Source organism: Alteriqipengyuania lutimaris (genome assembly GCF_003363135.1).
Classification (GTDB): Bacteria; Pseudomonadota; Alphaproteobacteria; order Sphingomonadales; family Sphingomonadaceae; genus Alteriqipengyuania; species Alteriqipengyuania lutimaris.
In genome coordinates, this window is sequence record NZ_QRBB01000001.1 from 712,238 (window position 1) to 738,961 (window position 26,724).

At 65.1% G+C, this 26,724-nt stretch carries 26 protein-coding genes; 15 read left to right on the plus strand and 11 right to left on the minus strand.

Features of this window, described 5'->3' with window-relative positions; translation table 11 throughout:
• Nucleotides 1–57: 57 nt before the first annotated feature.
• On the minus strand, nt 58–1,452 hold the full coding sequence (locus DL238_RS03455; protein ID WP_115490982.1) for an O-antigen ligase family protein: 1,395 nt from the start codon (nt 1,450–1,452) through the stop codon (nt 58–60).
• 97 nt (nt 1,453–1,549) lie between these two features.
• Between DL238_RS03455 and galE the strand changes: the two genes are divergently transcribed.
• Nucleotides 1,550–2,557: a UDP-glucose 4-epimerase GalE gene (gene galE, locus DL238_RS03460; RefSeq protein WP_115490983.1), complete on the plus strand. Its 1,008-nt coding sequence runs from the start codon at nt 1,550–1,552 to the stop codon at nt 2,555–2,557.
• Between the two features lie 21 nt (nt 2,558–2,578).
• Here galE and fabI read toward each other — a convergent pair whose 3' ends face one another.
• From fabI to DL238_RS03475, 3 genes are read right to left on the minus strand one after another with little or no spacing between them, the layout of a single operon-like run.
• On the minus strand, nt 2,579–3,403 hold the full coding sequence (gene fabI, locus DL238_RS03465) for an enoyl-ACP reductase FabI (RefSeq protein ID WP_115490984.1): 825 nt from the start codon (nt 3,401–3,403) through the stop codon (nt 2,579–2,581).
• On the minus strand, nt 3,400–4,431 hold the full coding sequence (locus DL238_RS03470; protein ID WP_115490985.1) for a YihY/virulence factor BrkB family protein: 1,032 nt from the start codon (nt 4,429–4,431) through the stop codon (nt 3,400–3,402). The genes fabI and DL238_RS03470 overlap by 4 nt, the downstream gene beginning before the upstream one ends.
• Nucleotides 4,432–4,439: 8 nt before the next feature.
• Nucleotides 4,440–5,390, minus strand: coding sequence for a DnaJ C-terminal domain-containing protein (locus DL238_RS03475; RefSeq protein WP_115490986.1), 951 nt, complete (start codon nt 5,388–5,390; stop codon nt 4,440–4,442).
• Nucleotides 5,391–5,642: 252 nt separating this feature from the next.
• Here DL238_RS03475 and cysD point away from each other — a divergent pair, with 252 nt between their 5' ends.
• The 4 genes from cysD (at nt 5,643) to DL238_RS03495 (ending at nt 9,487) form a co-directional block, all read left to right on the plus strand.
• Nucleotides 5,643–6,545 (plus strand): sulfate adenylyltransferase subunit CysD, encoded by a 903-nt coding sequence (gene cysD / locus DL238_RS03480; RefSeq protein ID WP_115490987.1) that lies wholly within the window; start codon nt 5,643–5,645, stop codon nt 6,543–6,545.
• Nucleotides 6,545–8,485, plus strand: coding sequence for a sulfate adenylyltransferase subunit CysN (gene cysN / locus DL238_RS03485; protein ID WP_115490988.1), 1,941 nt, complete (start codon nt 6,545–6,547; stop codon nt 8,483–8,485). The genes cysD and cysN overlap by 1 nt, the downstream gene beginning before the upstream one ends.
• A 157-nt stretch (nt 8,486–8,642) precedes the next feature.
• Nucleotides 8,643–8,768, plus strand: coding sequence for a DUF2061 domain-containing protein (locus tag DL238_RS16310; protein WP_234031083.1), 126 nt, complete (start codon nt 8,643–8,645; stop codon nt 8,766–8,768).
• Complete coding sequence (locus DL238_RS03495) at nt 8,765–9,487, plus strand: 3'(2'),5'-bisphosphate nucleotidase CysQ (RefSeq protein ID WP_115490989.1); 723 nt, start codon at nt 8,765–8,767, stop codon at nt 9,485–9,487. Before DL238_RS16310 ends, DL238_RS03495 begins: the two co-directional genes overlap by 4 nt.
• Here DL238_RS03495 and DL238_RS03500 read toward each other — a convergent pair.
• Nucleotides 9,474–10,283 (minus strand): class I mannose-6-phosphate isomerase, encoded by an 810-nt coding sequence (locus tag DL238_RS03500; RefSeq protein ID WP_115490990.1) that lies wholly within the window; start codon nt 10,281–10,283, stop codon nt 9,474–9,476. The two genes, DL238_RS03495 and DL238_RS03500, sit on opposite strands and share 14 nt — an antisense overlap.
• A complete protein-coding gene (locus tag DL238_RS03505) occupies nt 10,283–11,296 on the minus strand; it encodes a mannose-1-phosphate guanylyltransferase (RefSeq protein ID WP_115490991.1) in 1,014 nt (337 codons plus the stop codon). The genes DL238_RS03500 and DL238_RS03505 overlap by 1 nt, the downstream gene beginning before the upstream one ends.
• A gap of 82 nt (nt 11,297–11,378) precedes the next feature.
• On the opposite strand from DL238_RS03505, the gene pdxH reads away from it, so the two are divergent.
• Genes pdxH through DL238_RS03520 form a run of 3 tightly spaced genes read left to right on the plus strand, consistent with a single transcriptional unit; the run spans nt 11,379 to nt 13,791 of the window.
• Nucleotides 11,379–12,008 carry a pyridoxamine 5'-phosphate oxidase gene (pdxH, locus tag DL238_RS03510; RefSeq protein WP_115490992.1) on the plus strand — a complete coding sequence of 210 codons (630 nt, stop codon included), beginning with the start codon at nt 11,379–11,381 and terminating at the stop codon, nt 12,006–12,008.
• Complete coding sequence (locus DL238_RS03515) at nt 12,005–12,982, plus strand: cation diffusion facilitator family transporter (protein WP_115490993.1); 978 nt, start codon at nt 12,005–12,007, stop codon at nt 12,980–12,982. Before pdxH ends, DL238_RS03515 begins: the two co-directional genes overlap by 4 nt.
• Nucleotides 12,979–13,791 (plus strand): PhzF family phenazine biosynthesis protein, encoded by an 813-nt coding sequence (locus DL238_RS03520; RefSeq protein ID WP_115490994.1) that lies wholly within the window; start codon nt 12,979–12,981, stop codon nt 13,789–13,791. The genes DL238_RS03515 and DL238_RS03520 overlap by 4 nt, the downstream gene beginning before the upstream one ends.
• 3 nt (nt 13,792–13,794) lie before the next feature.
• Here DL238_RS03520 and DL238_RS03525 read toward each other — a convergent pair whose 3' ends face one another.
• Nucleotides 13,795–14,928 carry a serine hydrolase domain-containing protein gene (locus DL238_RS03525; protein WP_115490995.1) on the minus strand — a complete coding sequence of 378 codons (1,134 nt, stop codon included), beginning with the start codon at nt 14,926–14,928 and terminating at the stop codon, nt 13,795–13,797.
• 31 nt (nt 14,929–14,959) lie between these two features.
• On the opposite strand from DL238_RS03525, the gene DL238_RS03530 reads away from it, so the two are divergent.
• Entirely contained in the window at nt 14,960–15,325 is a 366-nt protein-coding gene (locus DL238_RS03530; RefSeq protein WP_115492747.1) for a hypothetical protein, read from the plus strand.
• A gap of 16 nt (nt 15,326–15,341) precedes the next feature.
• On the opposite strand, the gene mnmA is transcribed toward DL238_RS03530, so the two are convergent.
• A complete protein-coding gene (gene mnmA / locus DL238_RS03535; protein WP_115490996.1) occupies nt 15,342–16,496 on the minus strand; it encodes a tRNA 2-thiouridine(34) synthase MnmA in 1,155 nt (384 codons plus the stop codon).
• 111 nt (nt 16,497–16,607) lie between these two features.
• Here mnmA and DL238_RS03540 point away from each other — a divergent pair, with 111 nt between their 5' ends.
• From DL238_RS03540 to DL238_RS03565, 6 genes are all read left to right on the plus strand, one after another.
• The gene (locus DL238_RS03540; protein ID WP_147290984.1) at nt 16,608–16,916 is read left to right on the plus strand and encodes a hypothetical protein; all 309 of its coding nucleotides are present in this window, start codon (nt 16,608–16,610) and stop codon (nt 16,914–16,916) included.
• Complete coding sequence (sciP, locus tag DL238_RS03545) at nt 16,913–17,212, plus strand: CtrA inhibitor SciP (protein ID WP_115490998.1); 300 nt, start codon at nt 16,913–16,915, stop codon at nt 17,210–17,212. The genes DL238_RS03540 and sciP overlap by 4 nt, the downstream gene beginning before the upstream one ends.
• A 116-nt stretch (nt 17,213–17,328) precedes the next feature.
• Nucleotides 17,329–17,598: a GlsB/YeaQ/YmgE family stress response membrane protein gene (locus DL238_RS03550; RefSeq protein ID WP_115490999.1), complete on the plus strand. Its 270-nt coding sequence runs from the start codon at nt 17,329–17,331 to the stop codon at nt 17,596–17,598.
• Between the two features lie 237 nt (nt 17,599–17,835).
• Nucleotides 17,836–19,032, plus strand: a complete 1,197-nt coding sequence (locus DL238_RS03555) for an efflux RND transporter periplasmic adaptor subunit (RefSeq protein WP_115492748.1) — start codon at nt 17,836–17,838, stop codon at nt 19,030–19,032.
• Between the two features lie 6 nt (nt 19,033–19,038).
• Nucleotides 19,039–22,521 carry an efflux RND transporter permease subunit gene (locus DL238_RS03560; RefSeq protein WP_115491000.1) on the plus strand — a complete coding sequence of 1,161 codons (3,483 nt, stop codon included), beginning with the start codon at nt 19,039–19,041 and terminating at the stop codon, nt 22,519–22,521.
• A gap of 59 nt (nt 22,522–22,580) precedes the next feature.
• Entirely contained in the window at nt 22,581–23,801 is a 1,221-nt protein-coding gene (locus tag DL238_RS03565; protein WP_115492749.1) for a DUF445 domain-containing protein, read from the plus strand.
• 35 nt (nt 23,802–23,836) lie between these two features.
• Here the strand turns inward: DL238_RS03565 and DL238_RS03570 are convergent, their stop codons facing one another.
• The 3 genes from DL238_RS03570 to DL238_RS03580 form a co-directional block, all read right to left on the minus strand.
• The gene (locus DL238_RS03570) at nt 23,837–24,676 is read right to left on the minus strand and encodes an energy transducer TonB (RefSeq protein ID WP_181883808.1); all 840 of its coding nucleotides are present in this window, start codon (nt 24,674–24,676) and stop codon (nt 23,837–23,839) included.
• Between the two features lie 155 nt (nt 24,677–24,831).
• Nucleotides 24,832–25,761, minus strand: a complete 930-nt coding sequence (locus DL238_RS03575; protein ID WP_115491002.1) for an electron transfer flavoprotein subunit alpha/FixB family protein — start codon at nt 25,759–25,761, stop codon at nt 24,832–24,834.
• A 57-nt stretch (nt 25,762–25,818) separates the two neighbouring features.
• Nucleotides 25,819–26,565 (minus strand): electron transfer flavoprotein subunit beta/FixA family protein, encoded by a 747-nt coding sequence (locus tag DL238_RS03580; RefSeq protein ID WP_115491003.1) that lies wholly within the window; start codon nt 26,563–26,565, stop codon nt 25,819–25,821.
• Nucleotides 26,566–26,724 lie beyond the last annotated feature (159 nt).

The following is a 26,724-nucleotide window of genomic DNA, read 5'->3' on the forward strand; positions in this document are numbered from 1 at the left end:
TCGGGAACTTGCCGCCCTATAGAAGTGGGGCCTCGAAACGTAAAGTGCGTTGGAAGCTCACTCCGCCCGCTTCTTGGACCCGCGGTCGGCAGCTCGACCGGTCAAGTTTCGCCCGGAGCGGGCGAGCCAGACAGCGCAGACGATCACCAACCCCATGACCATCGGAGTTCGCGCAGGATAATCGACGATGCTTGCGATCATGATCAGCAGCAGGGCCGCACTGCCAACTCGCGCCAGCGCCCCGGTGGCCTGCGAGCGGAACCAGGCGCCGATGCTTGCATAGATCCACCAGCCGACAGCACCGAGCAACAGCAGAATTCCGGCAAGGCCGCCTTCGAGCGGAACCTGCAGCCAATCATTGTGCGCCTCGTTCATGTAGGAAGTGCGAAGCACTTCGTCGGATTCCATGATCCGGTATATCGGATCGAAAGTGCCGAAGCCCGCACCAACTGGAAAATAGCGTCCGATTGCCTGCAAAACGAATGGCAGGGCCTCAACTCTCAGATCTTCGGCAAGCACGTCGATTCCCGATCGCTCGACGGAATATGCGCGGTCGAGCACGATGCTCAAGATCACGCCGCCGATCAGTATGGCTACCGCGGTCACCACAAGCGCGATAGCCACGGGGCGCGACAGGCGTGAAAGCTCCTGAGAGACGGGCACGCGCACGGCGGCCAATCCCAGCGCGATTCCCAAGGCGCCCGTCACCAGACCCATGCGCGAACCGGTCGACAATATGATCAAGGCGAAAAACGGGATCAGCGCCAGCGAAGTCACCATTTTCCACTTGGTCTGGCGGCCAACCGCAAACCCCCAGGTGGGTGCTATCAGACAGCCGAGTGCGGCGAACAGCGCGAAATGGTTCCGGTTTGCGAAATTGGCCGTGACCAGTCCGGCCGAGTCATTGATCAGGGGATTTTCGAACCGGCTGCCCGAGAACTGGATCGCGCCAAGAAGGCTACCGGCGACGACTGCGAGCAGAATGACCGTGAGAAGACGCCAGTCTTGGTCCCTTCCGAAATGAGCCATCAGCGCGAGGAAGAGACATGGGACGACGAGCGAACCGAGCGCATTGACGGTACCTTCAGGGACGATCGAAAGCGGACGCCACGCCTGTGGTTCGTTGCTGACCAGAGCGGCCTGCCAGAAAAGGTCGCGCCCCGGCAGACTGCCCCACATGGACGGGGGTAGAGGGACGAGCTGAAGCGCAACGAGCAAGAGCGAGAGGCCGAGCAGAATCGCGACCGGTTTCAAGCGTTTGAGGTCGGGCAGCGGCAACAGCACGAACACCGGGATCAGGATCGCCCACGCAGCGAGGCGTGTGAGCGGCTGACCGAGCTGGTCGGGTCGTGAGGCACCGCCGGCGATCCACAGGATCGCGATAAACGTCGTCAGGAGCCAGAACGAGATGGTCGCCGGAAGGTCGGCATTTTTCGGGTTGCGAGTGCGCATTCGGCGGCCTTAGCCAGAAATCTCGTGCTTTGAAATCCATTGGATAAGGGCAGCCGATATGTTGCCCGCGCGGCATGGCTTGAGTACCGAACCCGGTATGTCCGACCAAAGCCCAGCGCCCGTTCTCGTCACCGGCGGTGCGGGCTATATCGGCAGCCATGCGGTGCACGCCCTGCGCGATGCGGGCCGCCCCGTTGCCGTCATCGACGATCTTTCGACAGGGTTTCGCTTCGCGCTCCCCGACGATGTTCCCTTCTATGACGGCGACATCGCCGATGCCGACCTGCTGGCGCGCATCTTCGAAGAGCAGGCAACCGCAGCGATCATGCATTTCGCGGGCTCCATCATCGTGCCCGAATCGGTGGAGAAGCCGCTCAGCTATTACGAGAACAACACTGCGAAGAGCCGCGCGCTAATCGAGGCGGCCGTTACCGCGGGTGTTCGCCACTTCATCTTCAGCTCGACCGCCGCAACCTATGGCGTGCCCGAAGCCTCTGTGGTGACCGAAGCGACGCCGACGGTGCCGATCAATCCCTATGGCTGGTCGAAGCTGATGACCGAGCAGATGCTGGCCGACACTGCAGCGGCCTACCCGATCAATTTCTGTGCTCTGCGCTATTTCAATGTGGCCGGCGCTGATCCGCAGGCCCGTACCGGCCAGTCGACCAAGGGCGCCACGCACCTCATCAAGGTTGCGGTCGAGGCCGCGTCGGGCAAGCGCGATGCGGTGAGCGTGTTCGGCACCGATTACGACACGCCCGACGGCACCGGCGTGCGCGACTATATCCACGTCAGCGATCTTGCCGATGCCCACGTCCTCGCGCTCGACGCGCTGATCGCGCAACCCGACCGTTCGGTGACGATGAACTGCGGATACGGGCGCGGTTTCTCGGTCCTCGAAGTGCTCGATGCGGTCGATCGTGTGACCGGCGGCAGGATCGATCGCATCTTCGAAGGCCGCCGCCCAGGCGATCCCGCACAGCTTGTCGCCGACAGTTCGCTGCTGCGCGAAACCGTGCCCTGGACCCCGCGCTACGACAATCTGGACACGATCATCGAGCACGCGCTGGCGTGGGAGCAAAGGCTCTCCCGGCTCCGCAACTAGGCTGGCACGAGCGCGGCCGCGCTAGTCCAGCGCGATGTCGGGTGCGTCTTCCTGCTTCATCCCGACCACGTGGTAGCCGGCATCGACGTGATGGACTTCGCCGGTCACGCCTGCCGACAGGTCGGAAAGGAAATAGAGGCCCGAGCCGCCGACATCGTCGATCGTCACGTTGCGGCGCATCGGCGAGTTGAGCTCGTTCCACTTCAGGATATAGCGGAAATCGCCGATCCCGCTGGCGGCCAGCGTCTTGATCGGCCCTGCGCTGATCGCGTTCACGCGGATATTGTCCGGCCCCAGGTCGTTAGCGAGATACTGCACGCTCGTTTCGAGCGCGGCCTTGGCGACGCCCATCACATTGTAGTGCGGGATGACCTTTTCGGCGCCGTAATAGGTCAGCGTCAGGATGCTCCCGCCGCCCGTGCCGTCGTCCGCCCTGGGCGGCATCATGGCCGCCGCGCGTTTGGCCACCGCCACGAGGCTGTAGGCGGAGATGTTCATCGTCATCAGGAAATTGTCGAGGCTGGTGTCGACATATTTCCCGCGCAGTTCGCTCTTGTCGGAAAATCCGATCGCGTGGACCACGAAGTCGAGGGTCTCCCAATGCTCTTTCAGCGCGGCGAAAGCGGCATCGAGATTGTCCATGTCGCTGACATCGCAGGGGATGACGATGTCCGAACCCAGCTGGTCGGCGAGCGGGCGCACGCGCTTTTCGAGCGCCTCGCCCTGGTAGGTGAAGGCAAGCTGCGCGCCATGTTCGGCCAGCTTCTTCGATATGCCCCATGCAAGCGACTTGTCGTTGGCGAGGCCCATGATGAGCCCGCGCTTGCCCTGCATTAGTTCGGTCATGGTTCTTTCCTTTCATATGCCAGCGCTTCCGGCGCGATTCGTGGCTCGCCGCCGGTCCGGCTGAGCCGTTCCTCTTCTGGTGTTTCCGCGAGCGCGGCGTTCAGCTGCGCCCCGATCACGAGGCCGAGGCCGACCAGCCAGAAGAACAGCAATGTGATGATGATCCCGGCGAGCGATCCGTAGGTGAGATTGTAGGCGAAGAAGCTGCGCAGCACCGGCGGCAGTGCGACCGTGACTCCCACCCACCACAAGGTGGTCGCGACCGCCCCGGGCCATTTGGGATAGCGTTTCTGGCGATAGGGGCCGGGGGTAAGGATATAGAACAGCGCATAGATCGATCCGAAAAGGCCGAAACCGGGCACGAACCGCGCCAGCGCGAGCTTGGCCAGCGCGTCGCTCAGCAAGGGGAAATAGGCCCCGATCACCTGCTGCGCCGCACCGATCATGACCTGCGCGATCAGCGAGAACATGAGGAGGATGACCGCGCCGATGATCATCGCGGTGGAGGCAAGCCGGTAGAGCCAGAAAGCCTGCGTCGGCTCGGTGCCATAGGAACGGCGGAGCAGATCGCGGATCGTCTCGATCAGGCTGCCGACGGTCCACAGCCCAACCGCGCCGCCGACCCACAAGAGCCAGCCCTGGCGGGATTCGATCACATTGCGCGCGACCGGTTCGATCACCTCGGCGACCACCGGTGGGGTCGCCAGCAGGATCGCGTTGATGCTCGCCGCGCGATCGCTGCCTTCGCCCAGCGCCGCGAAGATCGCCGCGCCGGTGATGAAGAAGGGGAAAATCGCGAGCATCGACATGTAGGCGATGTTGCCGGCGTAGAGAAAACCGTCGTTGAAGGTGCCGACGACCACGCGCCTGGCGACTTCCAGGGAGCGCCGCTGCGTATCGCTCGGTCCGCGCAAACCGCTGCGCAGTGCCACCGCCTCGCGCCGCCGGTCTTCCGGAGTCAGCGAGTTGATGACGCGCGACTCGGAGTCGGGCAGCGTCTGCTTGATGCGGGGGATGAGGCGGCGCATAGGGCGCCTCAGGTGCCGATCGCCGCACGCGGATTGGCGCTGTCGGTCCAGCCCTCCAGCGCTTGCGCCAGCGGACCGAGATCGTCGGGCAGGACGATCTGGATCGTGACCAGCTGGTCGCCGCGTCCACCGCCCTTGCGTGAAAAGCCCTTGCCCGAAAGGCGCATCGTCGTGCCACCCGAGGTGCCGGGCTTGATGGTGAGCATCACCGGGCCGTCGACCGTGGGCACGCGCACCTTGCCGCCGCGCACCGCCTCGGTCAGCGTGATCGGCAGGTCGAGCCGCACCCGGTCACCGTCGCGCTCGAAATGCGGATGTCGGTCGATCTCGATCGTCACGATGGCATCGCCCGCGCCGCCGGGGCCTTGCTGGCCCTTGCCGCGGAGCCGCATCTGGGTCCCGCTCTCGACACCGGCGGGCAGTTTGAGGTCGATCGTCTTGCCGTCCTCCAGCGTGATCCGCTGTTCATCGAGGCGCGCAGCGTCGACGAAGGGCACGCGCAGGCGATAGGCCATGTCGGCACCCTTGCGCGGTGGCGGAGCGCCGCGCCCGAATGCTCCCGAACCGCCGCGGCCGCCCGTGGGCCCGGCGCGGCCGCCGCCGAACAGCCCTTCGAACAGGTCGCCCAGATCGACCTCCTCGCCGCCGAAGCCGCGAAAATCGTCGCCCGAATAGCTAGCGCCCGCGCCGGGCCGACCACCACGAAACCCGCCGCCACCGCCGAAGGGGTTGGTCGGATTGCCTTCGAGATCGATCTCGCCCCGGTCGTAGCGTGCACGCTGCTCCTTGTCGGACAGCAGATCGTACGCCTTGGTGATGTCGGAGAATCGCTCGGACGCCTGCGGATTGTCCTTGTTGCGGTCGGGATGGAGCTGCTTGGCGAGCTTGCGATAGGCGCTCTTGACCTCCTGCTCGGACGCGGAACGCCCTAGTCCGAGAATGTCGTATGGGTCCGCCATGCCCTGCTAGCTAGAATTCGGGCGCGTAACGTGCAAGCCGCTTGGGCGCATTGACGAGCATGGGAATTGCAAAAGTTGCGTCTTTTCGTGTCTTTGGGGCCTCTCGAAGTCTGCAGTTTCCATTTGGCGTGTGCCTCGATCGGCTAACCCTGGCGGACCGAAGAGGAGGGCGGTCGCGAACATTCTGAGCCTTACTCGCCCAAAGCCATTCTATCTTTGAAACGGCGATCGCCCGACCTACACCGCCCCGTCATGGCCAGGCTTACCCATCTCGAACGGCTCGAAGCCGAGAGCATTCACATTTTTCGCGAGGTCGTCGCGGAGACCGAAAATCCCGTCATGCTCTACTCCGTGGGCAAGGACAGCTCGGTGATGCTGCATCTCGCGCGCAAGGCCTTTTATCCCGCCCCGCCACCCTTCCCGATGCTGCACGTGGCCAGCGGGTGGGATTTCCAGGCGCTGCTCGACCATCGCGACCGGACGGTGAAGGAATACGGGCTCGAACTGATCATCGCGCAGAACGAGCAGGCCGAGGAGCAGGGCATCAACCCCTTCGATACCGGCAGCGCGCTCTACAGCCAGGCGCAGCTGACCGATCCATTGAAGCGCGCGCTGAGCGAACATGGCTTCGATGCCGCCTTCGGCGGGGGCCGCCGCGACGAGGAGAAGGCGCGTGCGAAGGAGCGGATCTTCAGCTTCCGCACCGCGTCGCACCGCTGGGATCCCAAGAACCAGCGGCCCGAATTGTGGAACCTCTACAACGCGAAGAAGAACAAGGGCGAGAGCATCCGGGTGTTCCCGATCTCGAACTGGACCGAGCTAGACATCTGGCAATATATCGCGCTCGAGAAGATCGACATCGTTCCGCTCTACCTTTCGCAGAAGCGCCCCACCGTGGAACGCGACGGGCTGATCCTCGTGGTCGACGATGATCGCTTCCGCTTCGAAGAGGGCGAGGAGGTGGTCGAGCGATCGGTCCGGTTCCGTACGCTGGGCTGCTATCCGCTGACCGGTGCCACGATCAGCGAGGCGACCGACATGAGCGCTATCATCCAGGAAATGCTGCTGGCGACCGGGTCCGAACGGCAGGGCCGCGCGATCGACAAGGGGCAGTCCGCGTCGATGGAAGACAAGAAGCAGGAAGGATACTTCTGATGGCGGATCAGGAGCCCACCCTAGAATCGTCCTTCCGCACCGATGCCCTCATCGCCGAGGATATCGACGCCTATCTCGAGCAGCATCAGCACAAGAGCCTGCTGCGCTTCATCACCTGCGGCAGCGTGGATGACGGAAAGTCCACGCTGATCGGGCGGCTGCTCTACGATTCCAAGATGATCTTCGAAGATCAGCTCGCCGCGCTCGAAAGCGACAGTGCGAAGCACGGCACGCAAGGGGCCGAAATCGATTTCGCACTGCTGGTCGACGGGCTGGCGGCCGAGCGCGAGCAGGGCATCACGATCGATGTCGCCTACCGCTTCTTCGCGACCGAGAAACGCAAGTTCATCGTCGCGGATACGCCTGGGCACGAACAATACACGCGCAACATGGTGACGGGCGCCTCGACCGCGGACCTTGCCATCATCCTGATCGATGCGCGCAAGGGCGTGCTGCAGCAGACGCGCCGGCACAGCTATCTCGTCCACCTGCTCGGCATTCGGCATGTCGTGCTGGCGGTGAACAAGATGGATCTGGTCGATTACGACCGCGAGACCTACGATTCGATCGTCGCCGATTATCGCGCCTTTGCGACCGGCATCGGGATCGAGGATTTCACCGCGATCCCGATCTCGGGCTTCAAGGGCGATAACATTACGTCGAAGGACGATGGTGCCCCGTCGCCCAACACGCCCTGGTACGAAGGGCCCTCGCTGATCGAGCATCTCGAGACCGTCGAATTGGCGAACACCGCCGCGCAGGAACGCTCGTTCCGCATGCCGGTGCAATGGGTCAATCGCCCCAATCTCGACTTCCGGGGCTTCGCGGGCCTCATCACCGACGGCACCGTGAAGCCGGGCGACCCGGTGCGGATCGTGCCTGCGGGCAAGACGAGCACCATTGCGCGGATTGCGACTTACGATGGCGATCTAAAAGAAGCGGTGGCGGGCCAGTCGGTCACACTGACGCTGGCGGACGAGGTCGATTGCAGCCGCGGCGACGTGATCGCGGCGGCCGGCGATCCGCCCGGAGCCTCCGACCAGTTCAATGCGACGATCGTGTGGCTGGACGAAGAGGCGCTGAAGCCGGGACGCGGATACTGGCTCAAGCTTGGCTCGCAGATGGTCACCGCGACGGTCCAGCAGCCCAAATACGAGATCGACATGGGCAGCCTCGAGCGGCTCGCGGCGACGACGCTGTCGCTCAACGCGATCGGAGTCGCCGAATTCGCGACCGATCGCCCGATCACGTTCGAGCCTTATGCGAAGAGCCGCCAGCTGGGCGGCTTCATCCTGATCGACAAGTTCACCAATGCCACTGTCGGGGCGGGGATGATCCAGTTCAGCCTGCGCCGCGCGCAGAACGTGCACTGGCAGCCGACCGACATCGGGCGCGACCATCATGCGGCGCTGAAGAACCAGGTGCCGCGGGTGCTGTGGTTCACCGGGCTTTCGGGGTCGGGCAAGTCGACCATCGCCAATGCGGTCGAGAAGAAGCTGGCCTTGATGAACCGCCACACCTTCCTGCTCGACGGGGACAATGTGCGCCACGGGCTCAACCGCGACCTCGGCTTTACCGAGACCGACCGGATCGAGAATATCCGCCGGATCGGCGAGGTCGCCAAGCTGATGGCGGATGCCGGCCTGATCGTGCTCACCGCCTTCATCAGCCCCTTCCGGGCCGAGCGGCGCATGGTGCGCGACATGCTGCCCGAAGGCGAGTTCGTCGAGATTTTCGTCGACACCCCGCTCGAAGTGGCGGAGGAGCGCGACGTGAAGGGTCTCTACAAGAAGGCGCGCAGCGGAGAGCTCAAGAACTTTACGGGCATCGACAGCCCCTACGAGCCGCCCGAGAGCCCCGAGATCCGGGTCAACACTGTCGGGATGAGCGTCGACGAAGCGGCCGACCACATCATCTCGAAAATCCTGCCGCTCAAATAACGTCTGACCGGGGGGCTGCGATGTTTCTGTTCAATGGTCTCGAGGCGCATTCGCGTTCCTTGGCCAAGGCGCTCAGCTGGCGCGTCCTGGGCAGTTTCGACACATTCCTGCTCAGCCTGCTTTTACCCGCAACCTGGAGGCGGCAGGAGCTATCGCTATCACGGAAGTCCTCACCAAGATGTCCCTCTATCATTTCCATGAGCGCCTCTGGGCCAACATCTCCTGGGGAATCTCCGGCGGCGGAACACAGCCCGCCCCGACTTTGAAGGACGCCGAGACATGACCGATCTGGAACTGGCCCGTACCCTCGCCGAACAGGCGGGCAAGATCGCGCTCGCGATTCGCGCCACCGGCCTGATCGAGGGCAAGGCCCTGGGAAAGGCGGGGGACCGGGCGGCCAACGCCTTCCTCGTCCCGGCAATCGCCCAGCACCGGCCCGACGACGCGCTTCTGTCGGAGGAGAGCGAGGACGATCGTTCGCGGCTCCACAAGGGTCGCGTCTGGATCGTCGATCCGGTCGACGGGACGCGCGAATATGGCGAGGAGCGTGCCGACTGGGCGGTGCACGTGGGGCTGGCGATCGACGGAGTCGCGCATACGGGCGCGGTCGCTTTGCCGGGTCTGGGCCTGGTTCTCGGCAGCGATGCCGGTGCGCGCGCGGATCATGCGCCCACCGGCAAGATCGTCGTCAGCCGCAGCCGACCGCCCGCCGAGGCCGAGCGGGTCGCCGCCGCGCTGGGCATGGAACTGGTCGGCATGGGCTCGGCCGGGGCCAAGGCGATGGCCGTGGTGCGCGGGGACGCCGATGCCTACCTCCACAGCGGAGGCCAGTACGAGTGGGACAATTGCGCCCCGGTCGCGGTGGCCCAGGCGCACGGCCTGCACTGTTCGCGCATCGACGGTGCGGCGCTGCGCTACAACCGGGCCGACGTGTCGCTGCCCGATCTGCTGATCTGTCGCGAGGAACTGGCGAAACCCATCCTCGATGCTATCGCGCGGTAGGTCGCTCGCTCTCCTCGACCAGCGCGACGGCGGCGCCATCGGCCAGCGCCAGGCCATCGACGCCCTCGGTCAGCGTGCAACTGCCCTTCGCGAGCGGTCGTCCGCCTACCGAAACACCGTCCGAAAACGGCAGGACGAGCGTTTGCCCCTCAAATCTGCCTGCCGGGATTTTCGCGCTGCCGCTCACCCGGGCCATGCGGAAAAACGGCCCGTCGATGAATTCGACGTAATCTCGACCGGACGTGTCAACGCGCGGCCCCGGGTCGTAGACGCCCCTTTCGGATACCTGCAGGCCGTCTTCGAGATGGAGTTCGCGCGGGCGGCCGTAATCGTAAAGCCGGTAGGTGATACCGCTGTTCTGCTGCACTTCGAGCAGGCTGATCCCGGCACCGATCGCATGGATGGTGCCCGCCGGGATGGAGAAGAAATCTCCCGCCCGCACATCGAAGTAGCCGAGGTTGCTCTCGATCGAACCGTCGAGAGCGGCTGCGCGCAATTCCTCGACAGACATCTCGCGCTTCAGGCCGACCGCGATCTGCGCCCCGGGTTCCGCATCGAGGATGTACCAGCACTCGCTCTTGCCGCGATGGCCCGCCGGTGCCTGCGTATCGTTGGGGTGAACCTGGACAGACAGCGCTGCGCTCGTGAAAATATACTTCACCAGCAGGTTGGAAAAGTCGGGCGGGGGATCGAACCAGATTTCGCCCAGCGGTTCGCTCGAAGGATTGGTAAAAGGTGCTGGCGGCTCGTGCCGGCCCCAAACCTTCTGCACCCTGTGGATGGGGAGCTCCCGCATCAGCGCGAAACGCCTTCCAGCTTGCCGACCGACTGTGCGCCCTTGGCGTTCGTCACCAGGATATCATCGCCATCGACGATGACGATCACATCGTCGAGCCCGACGACCGAAACGCGGGGTCCGTCGCTGTCGACCATCGCATTGGTGCTATCGAGCAGTTCGTGCGGGCCGCTGCTCGCGCATCCTCGCGCTTCGCGCAACGCGTCCCAGTTTCCGATATCGGACCAGCCCATCGACACGGGCACCATCGCGGCGCGGTCGGTGTTTTCCATCACCGCGTAATCGATCGAGTCCCCGTCGATCCGCGCGAATTGATCCTGGGCCGGAGTGAAGATGCCGTCCTCCAGGGCCCCTTCCTCCACCGCAGCCTCGCACAGCCTTGCCATTTCGGGCCGATGCGTGCGCAGTTCGTCCAGCAGGGCCTCCCGGCCGAAAGCGAAGATCCCGCCGTTCCAGCTATAGCGGCCATCGGCAAGGAAGGCCTTGGCCGTCTCGAGATCGGGCTTTTCGACGAAGGCCTCGAGCGCGTAGCCACCATCCAGCGCGTCTCCGCGCTTGAGGTAGCCGTAACCAGTGTGCGGGCTTGCCGCCTCGATCCCGAAGCTGACGAGATGATTCTTGCGGGCAAGCTCGGCCGCGGCGGCTGCGGCGGCGCGGAAGGCGGCTTCGTCGGCAATGTGATGATCGCTGGGGCAGACGAGCAGCACGCTGCCCTCGGGGGCTCGCAGTGCTGCGAGTGCAATGGCGGGGGCGGTGTTGCGCCCGACCGGCTCGGCAATGATCGAGAGAGATTCGCCGCCCTGTTCGCGGATGAAGGAGATATGCGCTTCGCCTGCGACCACGATCGGCGCGCGGAACAGGGCGTCGTCGGCCACGCGCTCGAGCGCTTGCTGGAACAGGGTGCGTTCGCCCAGCAGGGGAAGGAAGGGTTTCGGTTTGGTCCGCCTGCTGCGCGGCCAGAGGCGTGTACCCCCACCTCCGCACAGGATCACGGGCTGAATCGTCGCTGCCATCCTTGCAGGCTCTAGCGACCGTGGATGGCAAATCAATTGCTCTGATTGCTCGCCACCCCCGGCAGGGCTAGAGCATCGGGAGATGAAGCCAGACCAGCCCACTGCCGACGCGAGCGCACTGCCGACGACCGATCCCCTCGGCCTGTTCGAGGAATGGATGCTGGAGGCGCGCGAGAGCGAGCCGAACGATTCCAACGCGATGGCGCTGGCCACCGCGACTCCCGAGGGGCGGCCGTCGGTGCGGATGGTGCTGCTGAAGGATCACCGGGATGGCGGCTTCACCTTCTATACCAACGCGCAGAGCCGCAAGGGCGAGGAGATCCGCGCGAACATGCACGCCGCGCTGCTGTTCCACTGGAAGAGCCTGCGCCGCCAGATCCGTATCGAGGGCCCGCTGCGCCAAGTGTCGGACGCGACGGCAGATGCCTATTTCCATTCGCGTTCGCGCGCGTCGCAACTAGGGGCGGTCGCCTCGGCCCAGTCACGCCCGCTCGACGATCGCGCGCTCTTCGTCGAGCGCTATGAAGCGGCCGAGCAACGCTTCGCTGGCGGAGAGGTAGAGCGGCCCGCGCACTGGACCGGCTTCACGCTCGATGCCCAGCGGATCGAATTCTGGCTCGATCGCGAGAATCGCCTGCACGACCGGCGCCTGTTCGTCCGCGACGGGGAAGGTCCGGGCGCAGGATGGACCAGTTCGCTGCTTTATCCATGAGCGGTACGGCCCATCTGGGGCGCGGGGCGGCCATCGCCTCGATCACGACCGCGCTGTTCCTCGTCGCGCTCAAACTGTGGGCGGTGTGGCAGTCCAACTCGATGGCGATGCTCGGCAGCCTCGCCGACAGTGCGCTCGACCTCGTGGCCAGCCTGGCCACCTTCGCGGGAGTTATCATAGCGGCGCGTCCGGCCGATCGGACCCACCGCTTCGGCCACGGCAAGGCCGAGTCTCTCGCCGCGATCTTCCAGGTCATGCTGATAGCGCTGTCGGCAGCCGGGATCGCGATGCAGTCGGCCCGCGTGCTGATCGCGGGCAGATCGGTCGCCGCGGCGGAGGAAGGTATCGCGGTCAGCGTGGTCGCGATTGTCGCGACCTTCGCACTGCTCGCCTACCAGCGCTACGTGATTGCGCGCACGCGGTCGGTGGCGATCCAGGCCGACCATGTTCATTACCAGTCCGACCTGCTGCTCAATCTGGCAGTGATCGTCGCGCTGGTTCTCGAGACCTATGCAGGACTGACGGGCGCCGACCCTATTTTCGGTCTGGCGATCGCTGCCTGGCTGCTGTGGGGGGCCTGGCGGGCAGGGGCCGAGGCTATCGACCACCTGATGGACCGCGAATGGTCCGAAGAGAAGCGCGCCCGCTTCGTCGCGGTGGCCGCGCGCCATCCCGAACTCTCCAAGCTGCACGACCTGCGCACTCGTACCAGCGGCGGAATCGACTTCGTGCAATTCCACGTGGACCTTCCGGGCGATTACACCGTTAGCAGGGCACACGACATCCTCGAACGGGTGGAACAGGACCTTCTGGCCGAGTTTCCCGATGCCGAGGTGCTGATCCACGTCGATCCTTCGGGGCATGTGGACGAGCCGAGCAACAGACTGGTCGAGGAAGACCAGTTCAGCCGATTTGGAGAGAGACCGGTGCCCCAAGATAGAAACGGACCCGATACGAGCGGACCGGCAACGTGAGCGCGCTGCCCTACTGGCATGTCGATGCCTTTGCCAACCGCCCCTTCGGGGGCAACCAGGCGGCGGTCATGCCGCTCACAGGCTGGCTTCCCGATGCCACGCTGCAGGCCATCGCCGAAGAGAACAATTTCGCCGAGACCGCCTTCCTCGTCCGCGATACGAGCGGCAATGCCGACTGGGACCTGCGCTGGTTCACGCCGACCAGCGAGGTCGCGCTGTGCGGTCATGCGACCCTGGCGGCGGGCCACGTCCTTCTCGACAAGGCCAATGGCTACCACTCCGGCGATTCGGTCACTTTCCGCACGCGCAAGGCCGGCGGCCTCGAGGTGCGGCGGATGGACGAGGGTTATGAGCTGGCGCTCCCGATCACGACGGTCGAAGAAGCCGAACTTCCCTCGCTCCTGAACGCGCTGCACGTGAAGGCGCCGCTGTTCGAATCGGTCAGCGGGGCCGAGCAGACAACGATCGTGCTGCTGGAAGACGAAGCCGCGGTCCGTGCGCTCCACCCGGATATGCAGGCTCTGGCGAAGATCGACCGGATGGTGATCTGCACCGCCCCAGGTACCGAGACCGATATCGTCAGCCGGGTTTTCGTGCCTGCATGGGGCGTGCCGGAAGACAGCGTTACCGGTTCCGCGCATGCGGCGCTTGCCCCTTTCTGGACCAAGCGGCTCGGACGCGACACCTTGAGCGCTTTCCAGGCATCGAAACGAGGCGGCATGCTCCACTGCCGTATGGATGGGGAGCGCGTGTGGCTCGGCGGGCCGTGCGTCACCGTGGTGGAAGGCAGGTTCAACCTGCCCGAATAGCACTTATGGGGACGGGTAGAGTTCGACCACGTCGTTGATCTGGCGCAGGAGCGCGCGCCGCTGGTCCGCATCCGAATGGCCGAGGCGCACGATCGTCAGGCGCTGCTGCGGCGAGACGACGATATACTGCCCCATATGGCCGATTGCCGCGAAAATTCCTTCCGGGCTGTCGATCGGATAGAGCTGGTTCTGTGGATCGCCTGCCTGTGTATTGAGCCAGGTCTGCCCGCCATAGAAAGGCGCGGGCGGGCTCGGCTCGAGCATGAACTCGATCCACTTGCGTGGGACCAGCTGGGTGCCGCGATAGCTTCCGCGGTTGCGCAGGAACTCCCCGAACCGCGCCCAGTCGCGCGCCGTTGCATGGATGGCGCTGCCGCCGATCAGCGTGCCTGCCGCATCATATTCGGGCACCATCGAATCCATACCCAGCGGCCCAAACAGACGCGTCTTGAGATAGGTGTCGACCGCAATCCGCCGTTCCTCGGGATCGTCGCTGCCGCCCGTCAGCGCATTGGCGGCGATATCGGCGAGGATCACGGTCGTGTTGCTCGAATATTCGAACGTTTCGCCCGGCTCGGCTTCGAGCGGCTGCTGCTCCGCAAAGGTCGCCATGTCGTCGCGCTGGTCGAGGAAGAGCATTCGCACCTCACTTGATTCGTAGGGCACTTCGCCGCCTTCGGTATGATCGAGGCCCGAGCGCATCTGCAGCAGGTGGCGAAGCGTGATGTCGGCACGCGCGTCCCCCGGGCGTTGCCAGCTGGCGATGGGCGCGGGCGCGTCGAGCTCCAACGCGCCATCGGCGACCAGCATCCCGATCATCACGGCGGTGACGGTTTTCGCCATCGACCAGCTGATGAAGCGCGTGTCCGCATCGTAGCCTTCGCCGTAGCGCTCGGCGACAATCTCGCCTGCGTGCATGACCAGCGCGGCGCGGGTATCGCCTAGCCCCTGTTCTTCCTCGAACAGGTCGCCGAACTCCATCGCCAGTCTCTGCCGACCGACGCCGGGGTTTTCCTCGACGGCGGCCAGTTCGGCCTCGGTCGGGCCCGGATCGGGCTCCGCCCCTCCACCGCACGCGGCAAGCGACAAAACGAGGGGCAGGGGGGTTGCAAGCAGCAATGCGCGGGGCGACAACATGGGCGAAGCAAATCGCACGAGAGAAGCCCGCTTGGCAACGACCGAAACCAATATCCGCGACCGCGGCAAAAAGCGCCTGTGGCCGCGCATCCTGCTCGTCATCGCGCTGGGGCTCGTCACCGTGCTCGCGGTCGCTTGGTACGCCAATCGCACCACGATCAACGGCTATGCCATGACCGGGGCGTCATATGCCGCCCGGGTCGGCTGTTCCTGTCGCTATATCGGCGGGCGGTCGATCGGCGATTGCGCGAAAGACAAGGTGGCGGGAATGGAGCTCGTCCGCCTCTCGGACGATCCGGCGACCAGGAGCGTCACCGCGACCTTCCCGCTCGTCGCCAGCCAGACCGCGACATTTCGTGAAGGCTACGGCTGCGTGCTCGAGGAATGGGACGGCTGAGGCCGCGCCGGGTATCTTATACGGCCGAGGTTGTCTCGTTGATCCAGCCGCCGCCGACCACGCGTTCGCCCGCATAGATCACGGCGGCCTGCCCCGGCGCCACGCCGAATTCGGGCTGATCGAACCGCAAGGTGACGGGCGCGCCATCGCCCAGCGAGCCTTCCACGCGGACCGGGATGGCCTTGGCGAGCGAGCGGACTTTCGCAGATAGCGGCATGTCGGGCAGCGGGCCGATGCGGTTGGTTTCGATCAGTTGCGCGCTGGCGGTCGCGAGCATGGCTTTGGGCCCCACCCGTACCTCCGCCGCATCGGCATCGAGTTCGACCACATAGAGCGGCTCCGGCTGGCCGCCGATCTCGAGCCCGCGGCGCTGGCCGACCGTGAAATGGATCACGCCCTGGTGCTCGCCCAGGGGCACGCCGGTCTGGGCATGGACGATCCTGCCTGGCGTCGCGCCTTCCGGGCGCAGACCCGTGACGATCTTGGCGTAATTGCCGTCGGGCACGAAACAGATGTCCTGGCTGTCGGGCTTGCCCGCATTGCGCAGGGATGCGCCTTCGGCCAGCTCGCGCACCAGCGTCTTCGGCATCCCGCCCAGCGGGAAGCGCAGAAAATCGAGCTGATCCTGCGTCGTTGCGAAGAGAAAATAAGACTGGTCACGGCTAGCGTCTTCGGCGCGATGCAATTCGGCCCCGCCGGCGCCCATCACCCGCTTCACGTAATGGCCGGTAGCGAGGCAATCGGCATCGAGCTCTCGGGCCATCGCGAGCAAATCGGTGAACTTGGGCCCCATGTTGCAGCGAATGCAAGGCACGGGAGTGCGGCCCGCGAGGTAATCGTCGGCGAACTGCTCGACCACGGATTCGCGAAAGGCGCTTTCGTGATCGAGGACGTAATGCGCAATGCCCAGCCGGTCGGCGACGGCGCGTGCATCGGCGATGTCGTCGCCCGCGCAGCACGCGCCCTTGCGCCCCGTGGCGGCGCCGTAATCGTATAGCTGCAGCGTCATGCCGACCACGTCCGCACCGGTCGCCGCGGCGAGCGCGGCCACCACCGAGCTGTCGACCCCGCCCGACATCGCAACGACGATCCGGCACTCGGAGGCCGGACGCGGCAGGTCGAACAGGTCCGTCGCCGCCTGGGCGCTGGAAAGGAGGGTAGGATCGGCCATGATTGCTTGCCCCCGCATATAGCCTGCGAACGACGCGAAACAAGCAAAGTGCGTGGCTCCACCAACCGCGCCTTTACCCAATATTGACCATCGGCAGGGTAGGGCAGATATATGTTCGAAGGAATGGAACCCATTGCAGCGCAAGACGAAACGCGCGGCAAGGACAGTCTGCGAAGGGTGCGTTGGGCGGAGCTTTCGGCTGCGATCGGCCTGTCGCGCGACCTGCGGAAGGGCGACGAGGGCCTGCTGTCCGGCGCTGGCCCATCCTTCGACAGCACCGATGACGGCGCAGACGTGGCTGCCGACGGAAAAGACGAACGCGGCATTAACCTTAGCTCTTTAGCGAGCCGCAAAGCGCCGGGGGATACCGATATTCGCAGCGCAGACGACTCCCCCTCGCGCGACCGAGAGAAACGATGATCGAGAACCAGAAAATCAAACCCGACCAAGTGATCGGCCCGCTCGGCGAGCCGCTGACGCTGGAAGACCTTCCGAGCCCGAAGACCAAGCGCTGGGTGATTCGCCGCAAGGCGGAAGTGGTCGCCGCAGTAAATGGCGGTCTCCTCACGATCGACGAGGTTCTCGAACGCTATGGCCTGACGCTCGAGGAATTTGCCTCGTGGCAGCGTGCTGTCGACCGCTCGGGCATGCAGGGCCTGCGGGTCACGCGCATCCAGCACTACCGCGATCTGTACGAGCGCCAGCTCAAGTACTGACGCCGGTCGGGGCTTCGGCCGGCGAGGCAATTCGTCGCGCGCCGGGAACCTGCTGTCCCCCGACTCCGTTGCAAAGCCGTAGTTGAAACGAATGCAACAATAACAGGAGTTGGGACATGCTGAGTTGGATTATCGCGATTATCATCGGTGGCGTCGCGGGCTGGATTGCCAGCATGATCATGGGCCGTGACGCGTCGATGGGCATCTTCTGGAATATTATTGTCGGCCTGATCGGTTCGCTTATCGGTAACTGGGTCGGCAACACCTTCTTCGGCGTCGGCGGTCCGATCGGCGAATTCAGCCTGACCGGGTTCATCGTCGCTATTCTCGGCGCGGTAATCCTGCTGGCGATCGCCAATCTGGTCCAGCGCGGCCGGGTTCGCTAACCGGAACCAGAACTTTCTAGCGAGAAGGGCGGTGCAGCTGCGGGCTGCGCCGCCCTTTTTCGTGGCTGGGGCCTGGCATCGGCGGCAGTCCCCTTTTCGTCAGGCTTGCTTTGCCGTTGGTAGAGCAGCCGATTGCCTGCCGGGTACGGTCGGCCTAAGGCGAGCGTGGATGAATGGACCCCCCGGGCATGACGGTCGGGCGAGGCTGACACACCAATGCAAACGGACCCCGCGCTGATGAATTACCAAACCCCGCTGGGCGAAAAAGACGATGGAACGAGTGTGACCCAGACTTACTCCACGACCACGATCGACGAACCGGCCGGTCGTTCGCGCACCTTGATCTACGTCGGCATCGCGGCGGTGATCGTCGCCGCCTTGGTTGCGGGATGGTTTTTCCTCAGCTCGACCAACGCGGCACCCGAGACAGCAGGCGGAAACGAACAGGCCGCGCAGATCACGGTGATGCAGCCGGGCAGCGGAACGATCGAGGGCACGATCACCGCGACCGGCACGATCGGCGCGCGCCGCGCGCTGCCGGTGGGCGTCGTCGGCGAAGGGGGCCGGGTGGTCTCCGTCAATGTGGAGCAGGGCCAGTGGGTCGAAGCGGGCCAGGTTCTCGCCTCGATCGATCGCTCGGTCCAGAACGAGCAGGCGCGCGCCCAGGCGGCTCAGGTGCAGGTCGCCCGGGCGGATGCGGAGCTGGCGCAGAACAATCTCGACCGCGCATTGCAGCTGGTCGAGCGCGGGTTCATTTCCAGTGCCGAGGTGGACCGGCTGACCGCGACGCGCGATGCCGCGCGCGCGCGGGTAAACGTGGCACAGGCGCAGCTCGGCGAATTGCGCGAGCGCAGCGCGCGGCTGAACATCGTCGCTCCCGCTTCGGGGCTGGTCCTCGAACGCAATATAGAAGCGGGCCAGACCGTTGGCGCGGGAACGCCGTCCGTCTTCGTCATCGCGCAGGGCGGCCAGATGGAGCTGCGCGCGCAGGTCGGTGAGAGCGAACTGCAGCGGCTGGGCGTCGGCGTCGAGGCGGACGTGTCGCCGGTCGGCTCGTCGCAGACCTACACGGGGCAGATCTGGCAGATCGAACCGACAGTCGACGAACAGAGCCGCCAGGGAGTTGCGCGCATCGCGCTGTCCTACGCACCGGGACTGCGCCCGGGAGGCTTCGCGACCGCGACCATTCGCAGCGGTACCACTGTCGCCCCGCTATTGCCGGAAAGCGCGGTCCTTGCGGATGACGACGGCAGCTATGTCTATATCGTCGATGCCGACAACACGGTGCAGCGCCGCCCGGTCGAGACCGGTATGGTGACGGGCGGTGGTATCGCGATCCAGAGCGGTCTTTCGGGCAATGAACGCATCGTCGTGCGCGCGGGCGGGTTCCTCAACCCCGGCGAACGCGTGAACCCCGTGATGCAGGACGAGTAAGCGACCATGGATTTCCGCAATATCTCCGCATGGTCGATCCGAAACCCGGTCATCCCGCTGGTCCTGTTCACCGCGCTGCTGTTCGCTGGCCTGCTCAGCTTTCGCACGATGGACGTGGTCAACAACCCGGAAGTGGAATTTCCCGCGGTTAACGTCTCAATCTCGCAGCCGGGTGCCGCGCCGACCGAAATCGAGAACCAGATCACCCAGCTGGTCGAGTCCGCCGTGCGATCGATCAATGGCGTGAAGACGATCAATTCGACCGCGTCGGAAGGCAGTTCGAGCACCTTCATCGAATTCGAGATCGGCACCGATCCCGACGATGCGGTGTCCGAAGTGACCAATGCGATCGACACCATCCGCGGGTCGCTGCCCGACGGCATCCTCGAGCCGCGCGTGTCGAAAGAGGAGATTTCCGGCGGCTTCCTCGGTATTTATGCCGTCGAAGCCGACGACATGACGCTGGAGCAACTGAGCTGGTTCATCGACGACGTCGTGGCCAAGCGGCTGCTCGGCGTCGAGGGCATGGCCGAGGTCAATCGCTTCGCCGGGGTGGACCGCGAGATCGAAGTGATCCTCGATCCGCAGCGCATCCAGTCCTACGGCGTGACCGCCAGCCAGCTCAACCAGGTACTGCGTCAGAACAACCTGAACGCGGCGGGCGGCGCAGCCGAAGTCGGCGGCACGCGCCAGTCGGTCCGCGTGCTCGGCAACAGCCAGGATGCCTATGCCCTCTCGCAGCAGCAGATCCAGCTGGGCGACGGGCGCACGATCAAGCTGGCGGACGTGGCGACCGTGCGCGACGGCTATTCCGAGCAGACCTCGATCAGCAAGGTCCGCGACAAGGAGGTCGTCAACTTCGCGATGTCGCGCGCCAAGGGCGCATCGGACGTCTCGACCTTCGAGGGCGCGCTCGAAGAGATCGCCGAAATCGAGGCCGAGAATCCCGGCGTGCGCTTCATCCAGCTGACCGACTCGGTGAAATATACCGAGGAGCAGTACGAAAGCTCGATGGCGATGATGATCGAGGGCGCGCTGCTCGCGGTGGTCGTCGTGTTCTTCTTCCTTCGCGACTGGCGCGCGACCTTCATTTCCTCGGTCGCCATTCCGCTCTCCGCGATCCCGACCTTCTGGTTCATGGACCTGCTCGGGTTCAACCTGAACTCGCTGTCCCTGCTGGCACTCGCGCTGGTGGCAGGCGTGCTGGTCGACGACGCGATCGTCGAGATCGAGAACATCGTCAGACACATGCGAATGGGCAAGAACGCCTATCAGGCATCGATCGACGCGGCGGACGAGATCGGCCTGCCGGTGGTCGCAACCAGCTTCTGCATCGTCGCGGTGTTCCTGCCGGTCGGCCTGATGCCTGGCATCTCGGGGCAGTTCTTCAAGAACTTCGGCATCACCGTCGTGATCGCGGTGCTGATGTCGCTGGCGGTCGCCCGCCTGATTACTCCGATGCTGGCGGCCTACTTCCTCGAGGCCAAGGGGCACGCCGAACATGGCGAAGGCCCGATGATGGACCGCTACATGCGCATCCTCCACTGGTCGCTCGAACGCGGCAAGATGCGCCGCCGCCGCGACGGGATCGAGCCGCCGAAAAAGCGCTTCGTCTACCTGCCGATGCTGCTGATGACGGTCTTGCTGCTGATCGGGGCGACCGGCTTCGTGTTCTTCACCGCAAACGGGATGCTCGCGGGGCTCGGCCTGGCCGATGCGGCGGGCAGCGCGGTGGCGTCGTCGCCGGAATCCATCGCGGGCACGTTCTACAATCGCATCGTGGCCATCGTGCAGATGGTCGTGGCCGGTATCCTCGCGTTCGCGGCTGGATGGATCGTGCTCAAGCTGCTGGGCATGGGTGCGGCCCTCTTCGGGCGGCGCATGCGCGATGTATGGCGCTATCTCGAGGCGCGCTTCTACGATCACCGCGTCTGGATGCTGATGATCGGCTATTTCGCGCTGTTGCTGACCGTCCAGCTGTTCATGAGCGTGCCTACGCAGTTCCAGCCGCTTACCGACAGTGACAACAGCCAGGTGCAGATCGAAATGGTCCCCGGGACCACTCTGGAGGATACCGAGCAGGTCGCCGATCGTGTGGCGGCGATGCTTTACGAACAGCCCGAGGTCGAGCGCGCGCTGGAGCGCGTGCGGATGGGCAACGCCACGCTTTACGTCACGCTCTCGCCCGATCGCGAACGCACGTCCTTCCAGTTCGAGCGGCAGCTGGCTCCCGAGCTTGCCAAGATTCCCGACGCGCGAGTCCGCTTCCAGTCGCAGGGCGGCGGCGGTGGCGGCAGCGGTCGCGACATCACGGTGATGCTGGCCGGGTCGGACCCCGAATTGCTGCAGGATACCGCTTCGCAACTGGTCGAGCAGATGAAGGGGCTCGACACGCTCGTCGCCCCGCGCATCGATGCCGATCTCAGCCGGCCCGAACTGATTATCGAGCCGCGGCCCGATATTGCTGCCGACCTTGGCGTATCGACCGCCTCGCTCAGCCAGACGATCCGCATCGCGACGCTGGGCGAGATCGAACAGAACGCGGCGAAGTTCTCGCTCTCGGACCGGCAGATCCCGATCCGGGTGAAGCTGCCCGAAACTTCGCGCGAAAGCCTGACGACGATCGAGAACCTGCCGGTCCCCACGCTGGGCGGCGGCACCGTGCCCTTGAGCCGGGTGGCGGACATCCGCTTCGGCTCGGGCCCCACGGCGATCCAGCGCTACAACCAGAGCCGCCGGATCCTGGTCGGTGCCGACCTCGCCGAAGGCGTCGTCAGCGGGACCGCGCGCGAACAGATCGATGCGTTGCCCGCGCTGCAGGACCTGCCGCAGGGCGTCACCCGCGATGCGGTGGGCGAGGAGCAGTGGCAGCAGGAACTGGTCACCAGCCTGATGTACGCCGTGATCTCGGGCGTGCTGCTCGTGTTCGCGGTGCTGGTGCTGCTCTACAAGCGGCTGATGAGCCCGCTGGTCAACATGACCAGCCTCGCGCTCGCGCCGCTGGGCGGCATCTTCCTCGTCTGGCTGGTCGGCCAGCCGCAGTCGATGCCGGTCTATATCGGGGTGCTGCTATTGCTGGGGATCGTCTCCAAGAACTCGATCCTGCTGATCGACTTCGCGATCGAGGCCATGGCCGACGGGCGCGAGAAGATGGAAGCGATCATCGATGCGGGCCACAAGCGGGCGCAGCCGATTGTGATGACGACCTTCGCCATGACCGCCGGCATGATCCCGACCGCGCTTTCGGGCGTGCTCGGATCGGGCGACGGCGCGTGGCGCGCGCCGATGGGGACGATGGTGATCGGCGGGCTGGTCGTCTCGACGCTCCTCACCCTGCTGATCGTCCCTGCGGGCTTCAGCCTGGCGGACGGGTTCGAGAAGCGCGTCGGGCCGTGGCTGCGCGACCGCGTGCTCAGCTATCGCCCCGGCGATGAAAGGGATGGTCGGCACCGCAGGGCTGGCGGGGCGGAGCCAGAACCGGCCGAGTGACGCGCGCTCCGATCCTTGCCTCGTCCGGCGCGCCCGTAACCGCGGACCGCGCGCGGGCGATGCGCCGAACCGCCACGCTGATGCTGGTCCTGATGGCGGCCCTGTTCGCCGCCAGCCATGCGCTGATCGAGACGTATCCCGCGCAGGAGCCGTGGCTGGGCTTCCTCAACGCCTTTGCCGAGGCCGCGATGGTCGGCGGCTTGGCGGACTGGTTCGCGGTGACCGCGCTGTTCCGGCACCCGCTGGGCCTGCCGATCCCGCACACGGCGATCATCCCGAGGAAGAAGGATCGTATCGCGGACACGATGGCGCAATTCCTGCGCGAGAATTTTCTCACCCCGACGGTCGTCGCGCGGCGTATGCGCAAGATGAACCTTGCCGCGAGTGCGGGGGATTTCCTCGTCAAACGCCAGGGCAAGGAGCGGACCCGGCTGATGGGCGGCGGCGCGGACCTTGTCGCAGAAGTGCTCGAATCGCTTGATCCCGAACGGCTGGGCATGCGCGTGCGCGCGGGGCTGGCGAGCCAGCTTGCCAAGGTCGAGATGGCGCCGCTGCTGGGCAGCCTGATCGAGAACCTGATCGCCGACGGCCGCCATCGCCCGCTGCTCGATGGCTTCATCCGCTGGGCGGGCCTGACGCTCGAAGACAACGAGGATGCGGTGCGCGAAATCATCCGCTCGCGCACCAATTCAGTCCTGCGCTGGACCGGACTGGACGAGCGAATCTCGAGCTCGGTCCTTGACGGTGTCTACCGCCTGCTCGCCGAAGTGCTGGTCGATCCCGACCATCCCATGCGCGACCGGATCGAGGCCGGCCTCGTAAAGCTCGCCGCGCAGCTCAAGACCGATCCCGCGATGCAGGCCAAGGTCGAGGCGGTGAAGATGGACGTGCTCGAAAACCCAGCGCTGGCCGACTGGTGGATGGGCGTGTGGGAGCGTATCCGCCTGGCCATGATCGCGCGCGCGCGCGATCCGGAAAGCACCCTCGGCGACGAATTGCGCGATGGCCTGCGCGAAGTCGGCGCCGCCTTGCAGGAAGATCCCAGGCTGCAGGCCCAGATCAACCGTTTCGCCCGCCGCACTGCCGTGGGGCTCACCTCACGCCACGGCGAGCAGATCGTCGCCTTGGTGTCTGAGACCGTGAAGCGCTGGGACGCGGGCACCGTGACCGACCGGATCGAGAGCGCTGTGGGCCGCGACCTTCAGTTCATCCGCATCAACGGCACGCTGGTCGGCGGGCTGGTGGGCGTGACGCTGCACGCGATCGTGCAGGTGGTTTGAGCGACTCGCCTCAGCGCCGGGTCTCGGTGAACCGTTCAGCGTGCCAACTGGAACCGGACCGATCCGGTATAATAGCTCTTTACCGGATTGCCTTGGGCATCGAGTGCCGGAGCAAATTCCGCACGCCGCATGAGCGCGTCGCAAGATGCCGTCTCGAACCCCTCGGGCCGGGTCGAGCCCTGGATGGAGCACTGCAGCGGGCTGCCATCAGTGTCCACCGTCAGTCGGAAACGAACGATGCCTTGCGCGCCCTGGATCAGCAAGCCTCGCGGATAGTCGCTCGAAAGGATCCAGCGTGCCGGATCGGACGTCGGCATCGCGCGACGGGTCAGCGACCGATGTTCTTCGAGGTCCACGCCCCAGTCGCCCAGCAGATCGTCCGAACACTTGCGCAGCGCGGCCAGAGGAGCTCCCATCGGACCTGTCGCGAGGTAGACGATGCGCCGCCCGCGCGAGATCGATATCCATTCGGCTTTCGCCTCGCGGGCGATCAGCTTTTCTTCATCGAGCGGGTCGACATCATAGTTCGCAGGGTCGTCCCAGGCGTACTCTTCATCGTCGGCTTGCTCGGGATCCGGTCCAAGGCCGGTGCCCGCGATGATGAGCGCGGGCTTGAATTCTCCGAGGTCGCCGGCGAACGCGTCCGTTTCCATCGCCTCTTCGTAGGGGCCGAACCGTGTTTCGACCTCTATAATGGAATCCCCGGTCGTCAGACGGCGCACTTCCTTGCCCGCGACGATCATCTGGAAACCGCCACCCGGCCCGAATCGGTCGAGCGCCAGCACGATCCGGTCGTCCCCCTCGCCGAAGATCCGTGCCAGGCGGCAACTGCTCGCCGCATATTCGAGGTTCCAGTGGGACGAGGGCTCGAACATATCCGGCCCCTCGGCATCCTGGGCACGCGAGGGAGACGAAAAAGCCGCCGCCGAGGCAAGGACCCCGGCGGCGGCTATGAATTTTGCGAAGGACCCGATCATGGAACGTAAGGCTATCCGCGCTCCATTACCGGATCAAGTCACTGATTGCGCGATCAAAGCTTCTCGGTCAGTTCGGGCACGGCCTTGAACAGGTCCGCGACCAGGCCGATGTCCGCGACCTGGAAGATCGGTGCATCCTCGTCCTTGTTGATGGCGACGATGACCTTGGAGTCCTTCATGCCGGCCAGATGCTGGATCGCGCCAGAGATACCGATCGCGAAATAAGCTTCGGGAGCGACGATTTTGCCGGTCTGGCCGACCTGGTAGTCGTTGGGGACATAGCCCGCATCGACCGCCGCGCGGCTCGCGCCGATGGCGGCGCCCAGCTTGTCGGCCAGCGGCGTGATAAATTCCTCGAAGGTCTCGGCGTCCTTGAGCGCGCGACCACCCGACACGACCACGCTCGCGCTGGTCAGTTCGGGGCGGTCGCTCTTGGCCAGTTCGCGGTTCACGAATTCGGACGTGCCCGCAGCCTCGGCCGCATCGACCGATTCCACCGTGCCGCTCCCGCCTTCGGGCTCGGCCTTGTCGAAGGCCGTACCGCGGACCGTGAGCACGAGCTTGTCGTCGGTGCTTTCGACCGTCGCGATGGCGTTGCCGGCATAGATCGGGCGGGTGAAGGTCTTGTCGCCTTCGACCGACAGGATGTCGGACACCTGCATCACGTCGAGCAGCGCGGCGACGCGCGGGGCGATGTTCTTGCCGGTGGTGGTGGCGGGGGCCACGAACGCATCGTGCCCGTCCATCAGCTTGACCACCAGCGGGGCCACGTTTTCTGCCAGCATGTCCTTGTAGGCCGCGTCATCGGCGCAGTAGACCGTGCCGACGCCGACGATCTTGGCGGCGGCATCGGCCACGCCCTTGCAGTCCGCACCCGCGACGAGAAGGTCGACGTCGCCGAGCTTCGATGCGGCGGTCACCGTGGCGAGAGTGGCGTCGGCCACCTCGCTGTTGTCGTGTTCAACCAGAACCAGAGTTTTCATGTTCGTCTTTCCTTGCTGGCCGGGCCGCGCGAGTGGCGCGCGATCCCCGGCGTCGAATTACGCGATGCCCAGCGCCTTGATCTTGGTGACCAGCGCATCGACATCCTCGACCTTCTCGCCCGCCTGGCGGACCGGCGGTTCGGCGACCTTGTGGGTCTTGAGACGTGGCGCGACATCGACTCCGAAATCGCCCGGCGTCTTGGTGTCGAGCGGCTTCTTCTTGGCCTTCATGATGTTGGGTAGCGACGCATAGCGCGGCTCGTTCAGGCGAAGGTCGGTGGTGACGATGGCGGGCAGCGTCAGCTTGACCGTCTCGAGACCGCCGTCGATCTCGCGCTTCACGGTGACCGTGTCGCCTTCGAGGGTGATCGTGTTGGCGAAGGTGCCCTGCGGCCGGTCGAGCAGCGCGGCGAGCATCTGGCCCGTCTGGTTGCTGTCGTCGGAAATCGACTGCTTGCCGAGCAGCACGAGACCCGGCTGTTCGTCGTCCACGATCGCCTTGAGAATCTTGGCCACCGCAAGCGGCTCCAGATCATCATCGGTTTCGACGAGGATGGCGCGGTCGGCGCCCATTGCAAGCGCGGTCCGCAGCGTTTCCTGCGCCTTTGCCGGGCCGATCGAGACCGCGACGATCTCTTCGGCGTTGCCCGCTTCCTTGATCCGGATCGCTTCCTCGACCGCGATCTCGTCGAACGGGTTCATGCTCATCTTGACGTTGGCAAGGTCGACGCCGGAGCCGTCGGCTTTTACCCGCGGCTTGACGTTGTAATCGATCACCCGCTTGACGGGGACGAGTATCTTCATCGTTTTTCCCTTTCGCAGCCGGCCCGCCGGCCCGCTTAAAATGTCTCGTTCATGGCAATGGCTGGGGGTGGTGTTGCGTTCCGGAAACAGCGCCGTCAAGGGCGTGTGCGCGGGCGCGCAATGGCGTAGCGTAAGCTAGCGCCGCACTCGCGACCCGGC

Excerpts from the sequence above, each read along its gene's own strand:
- DL238_RS03455 (WP_115490982.1), bottom strand. The coding sequence starts at position 1,452 with ATGCGCACTCGCAACCCGAAAAATGCCGACCTTCCGGCGACCATCTCG.
- galE (WP_115490983.1), top strand. The coding sequence starts at position 1,550 with ATGTCCGACCAAAGCCCAGCGCCCGTTCTCGTCACCGGCGGTGCGGGC.
- fabI (WP_115490984.1), bottom strand. The coding sequence starts at position 3,403 with ATGACCGAACTAATGCAGGGCAAGCGCGGGCTCATCATGGGCCTCGCC.
- DL238_RS03470 (WP_115490985.1), bottom strand. The coding sequence starts at position 4,431 with ATGCGCCGCCTCATCCCCCGCATCAAGCAGACGCTGCCCGACTCCGAG.
- DL238_RS03475 (WP_115490986.1), bottom strand. The coding sequence starts at position 5,390 with ATGGCGGACCCATACGACATTCTCGGACTAGGGCGTTCCGCGTCCGAG.
- cysD (WP_115490987.1), top strand. The coding sequence starts at position 5,643 with ATGGCCAGGCTTACCCATCTCGAACGGCTCGAAGCCGAGAGCATTCAC.
- cysN (WP_115490988.1), top strand. The coding sequence starts at position 6,545 with ATGGCGGATCAGGAGCCCACCCTAGAATCGTCCTTCCGCACCGATGCC.
- DL238_RS03495 (WP_115490989.1), top strand. The coding sequence starts at position 8,765 with ATGACCGATCTGGAACTGGCCCGTACCCTCGCCGAACAGGCGGGCAAG.
- DL238_RS03500 (WP_115490990.1), bottom strand. The coding sequence starts at position 10,283 with ATGCGGGAGCTCCCCATCCACAGGGTGCAGAAGGTTTGGGGCCGGCAC.
- DL238_RS03505 (WP_115490991.1), bottom strand. The coding sequence starts at position 11,296 with ATGGCAGCGACGATTCAGCCCGTGATCCTGTGCGGAGGTGGGGGTACA.
- pdxH (WP_115490992.1), top strand. The coding sequence starts at position 11,379 with ATGAAGCCAGACCAGCCCACTGCCGACGCGAGCGCACTGCCGACGACC.
- DL238_RS03515 (WP_115490993.1), top strand. The coding sequence starts at position 12,005 with ATGAGCGGTACGGCCCATCTGGGGCGCGGGGCGGCCATCGCCTCGATC.
- DL238_RS03525 (WP_115490995.1), bottom strand. The coding sequence starts at position 14,928 with ATGTTGTCGCCCCGCGCATTGCTGCTTGCAACCCCCCTGCCCCTCGTT.
- mnmA (WP_115490996.1), bottom strand. The coding sequence starts at position 16,496 with ATGGCCGATCCTACCCTCCTTTCCAGCGCCCAGGCGGCGACGGACCTG.
- DL238_RS03540 (WP_147290984.1), top strand. The coding sequence starts at position 16,608 with ATGTTCGAAGGAATGGAACCCATTGCAGCGCAAGACGAAACGCGCGGC.
- sciP (WP_115490998.1), top strand. The coding sequence starts at position 16,913 with ATGATCGAGAACCAGAAAATCAAACCCGACCAAGTGATCGGCCCGCTC.
- DL238_RS03550 (WP_115490999.1), top strand. The coding sequence starts at position 17,329 with ATGCTGAGTTGGATTATCGCGATTATCATCGGTGGCGTCGCGGGCTGG.
- DL238_RS03555 (WP_115492748.1), top strand. The coding sequence starts at position 17,836 with ATGAATTACCAAACCCCGCTGGGCGAAAAAGACGATGGAACGAGTGTG.
- DL238_RS03560 (WP_115491000.1), top strand. The coding sequence starts at position 19,039 with ATGGATTTCCGCAATATCTCCGCATGGTCGATCCGAAACCCGGTCATC.
- DL238_RS03565 (WP_115492749.1), top strand. The coding sequence starts at position 22,581 with ATGCGCCGAACCGCCACGCTGATGCTGGTCCTGATGGCGGCCCTGTTC.
- DL238_RS03570 (WP_181883808.1), bottom strand. The coding sequence starts at position 24,676 with ATGTTCGAGCCCTCGTCCCACTGGAACCTCGAATATGCGGCGAGCAGT.
- DL238_RS03575 (WP_115491002.1), bottom strand. The coding sequence starts at position 25,761 with ATGAAAACTCTGGTTCTGGTTGAACACGACAACAGCGAGGTGGCCGAC.
- DL238_RS03580 (WP_115491003.1), bottom strand. The coding sequence starts at position 26,565 with ATGAAGATACTCGTCCCCGTCAAGCGGGTGATCGATTACAACGTCAAG.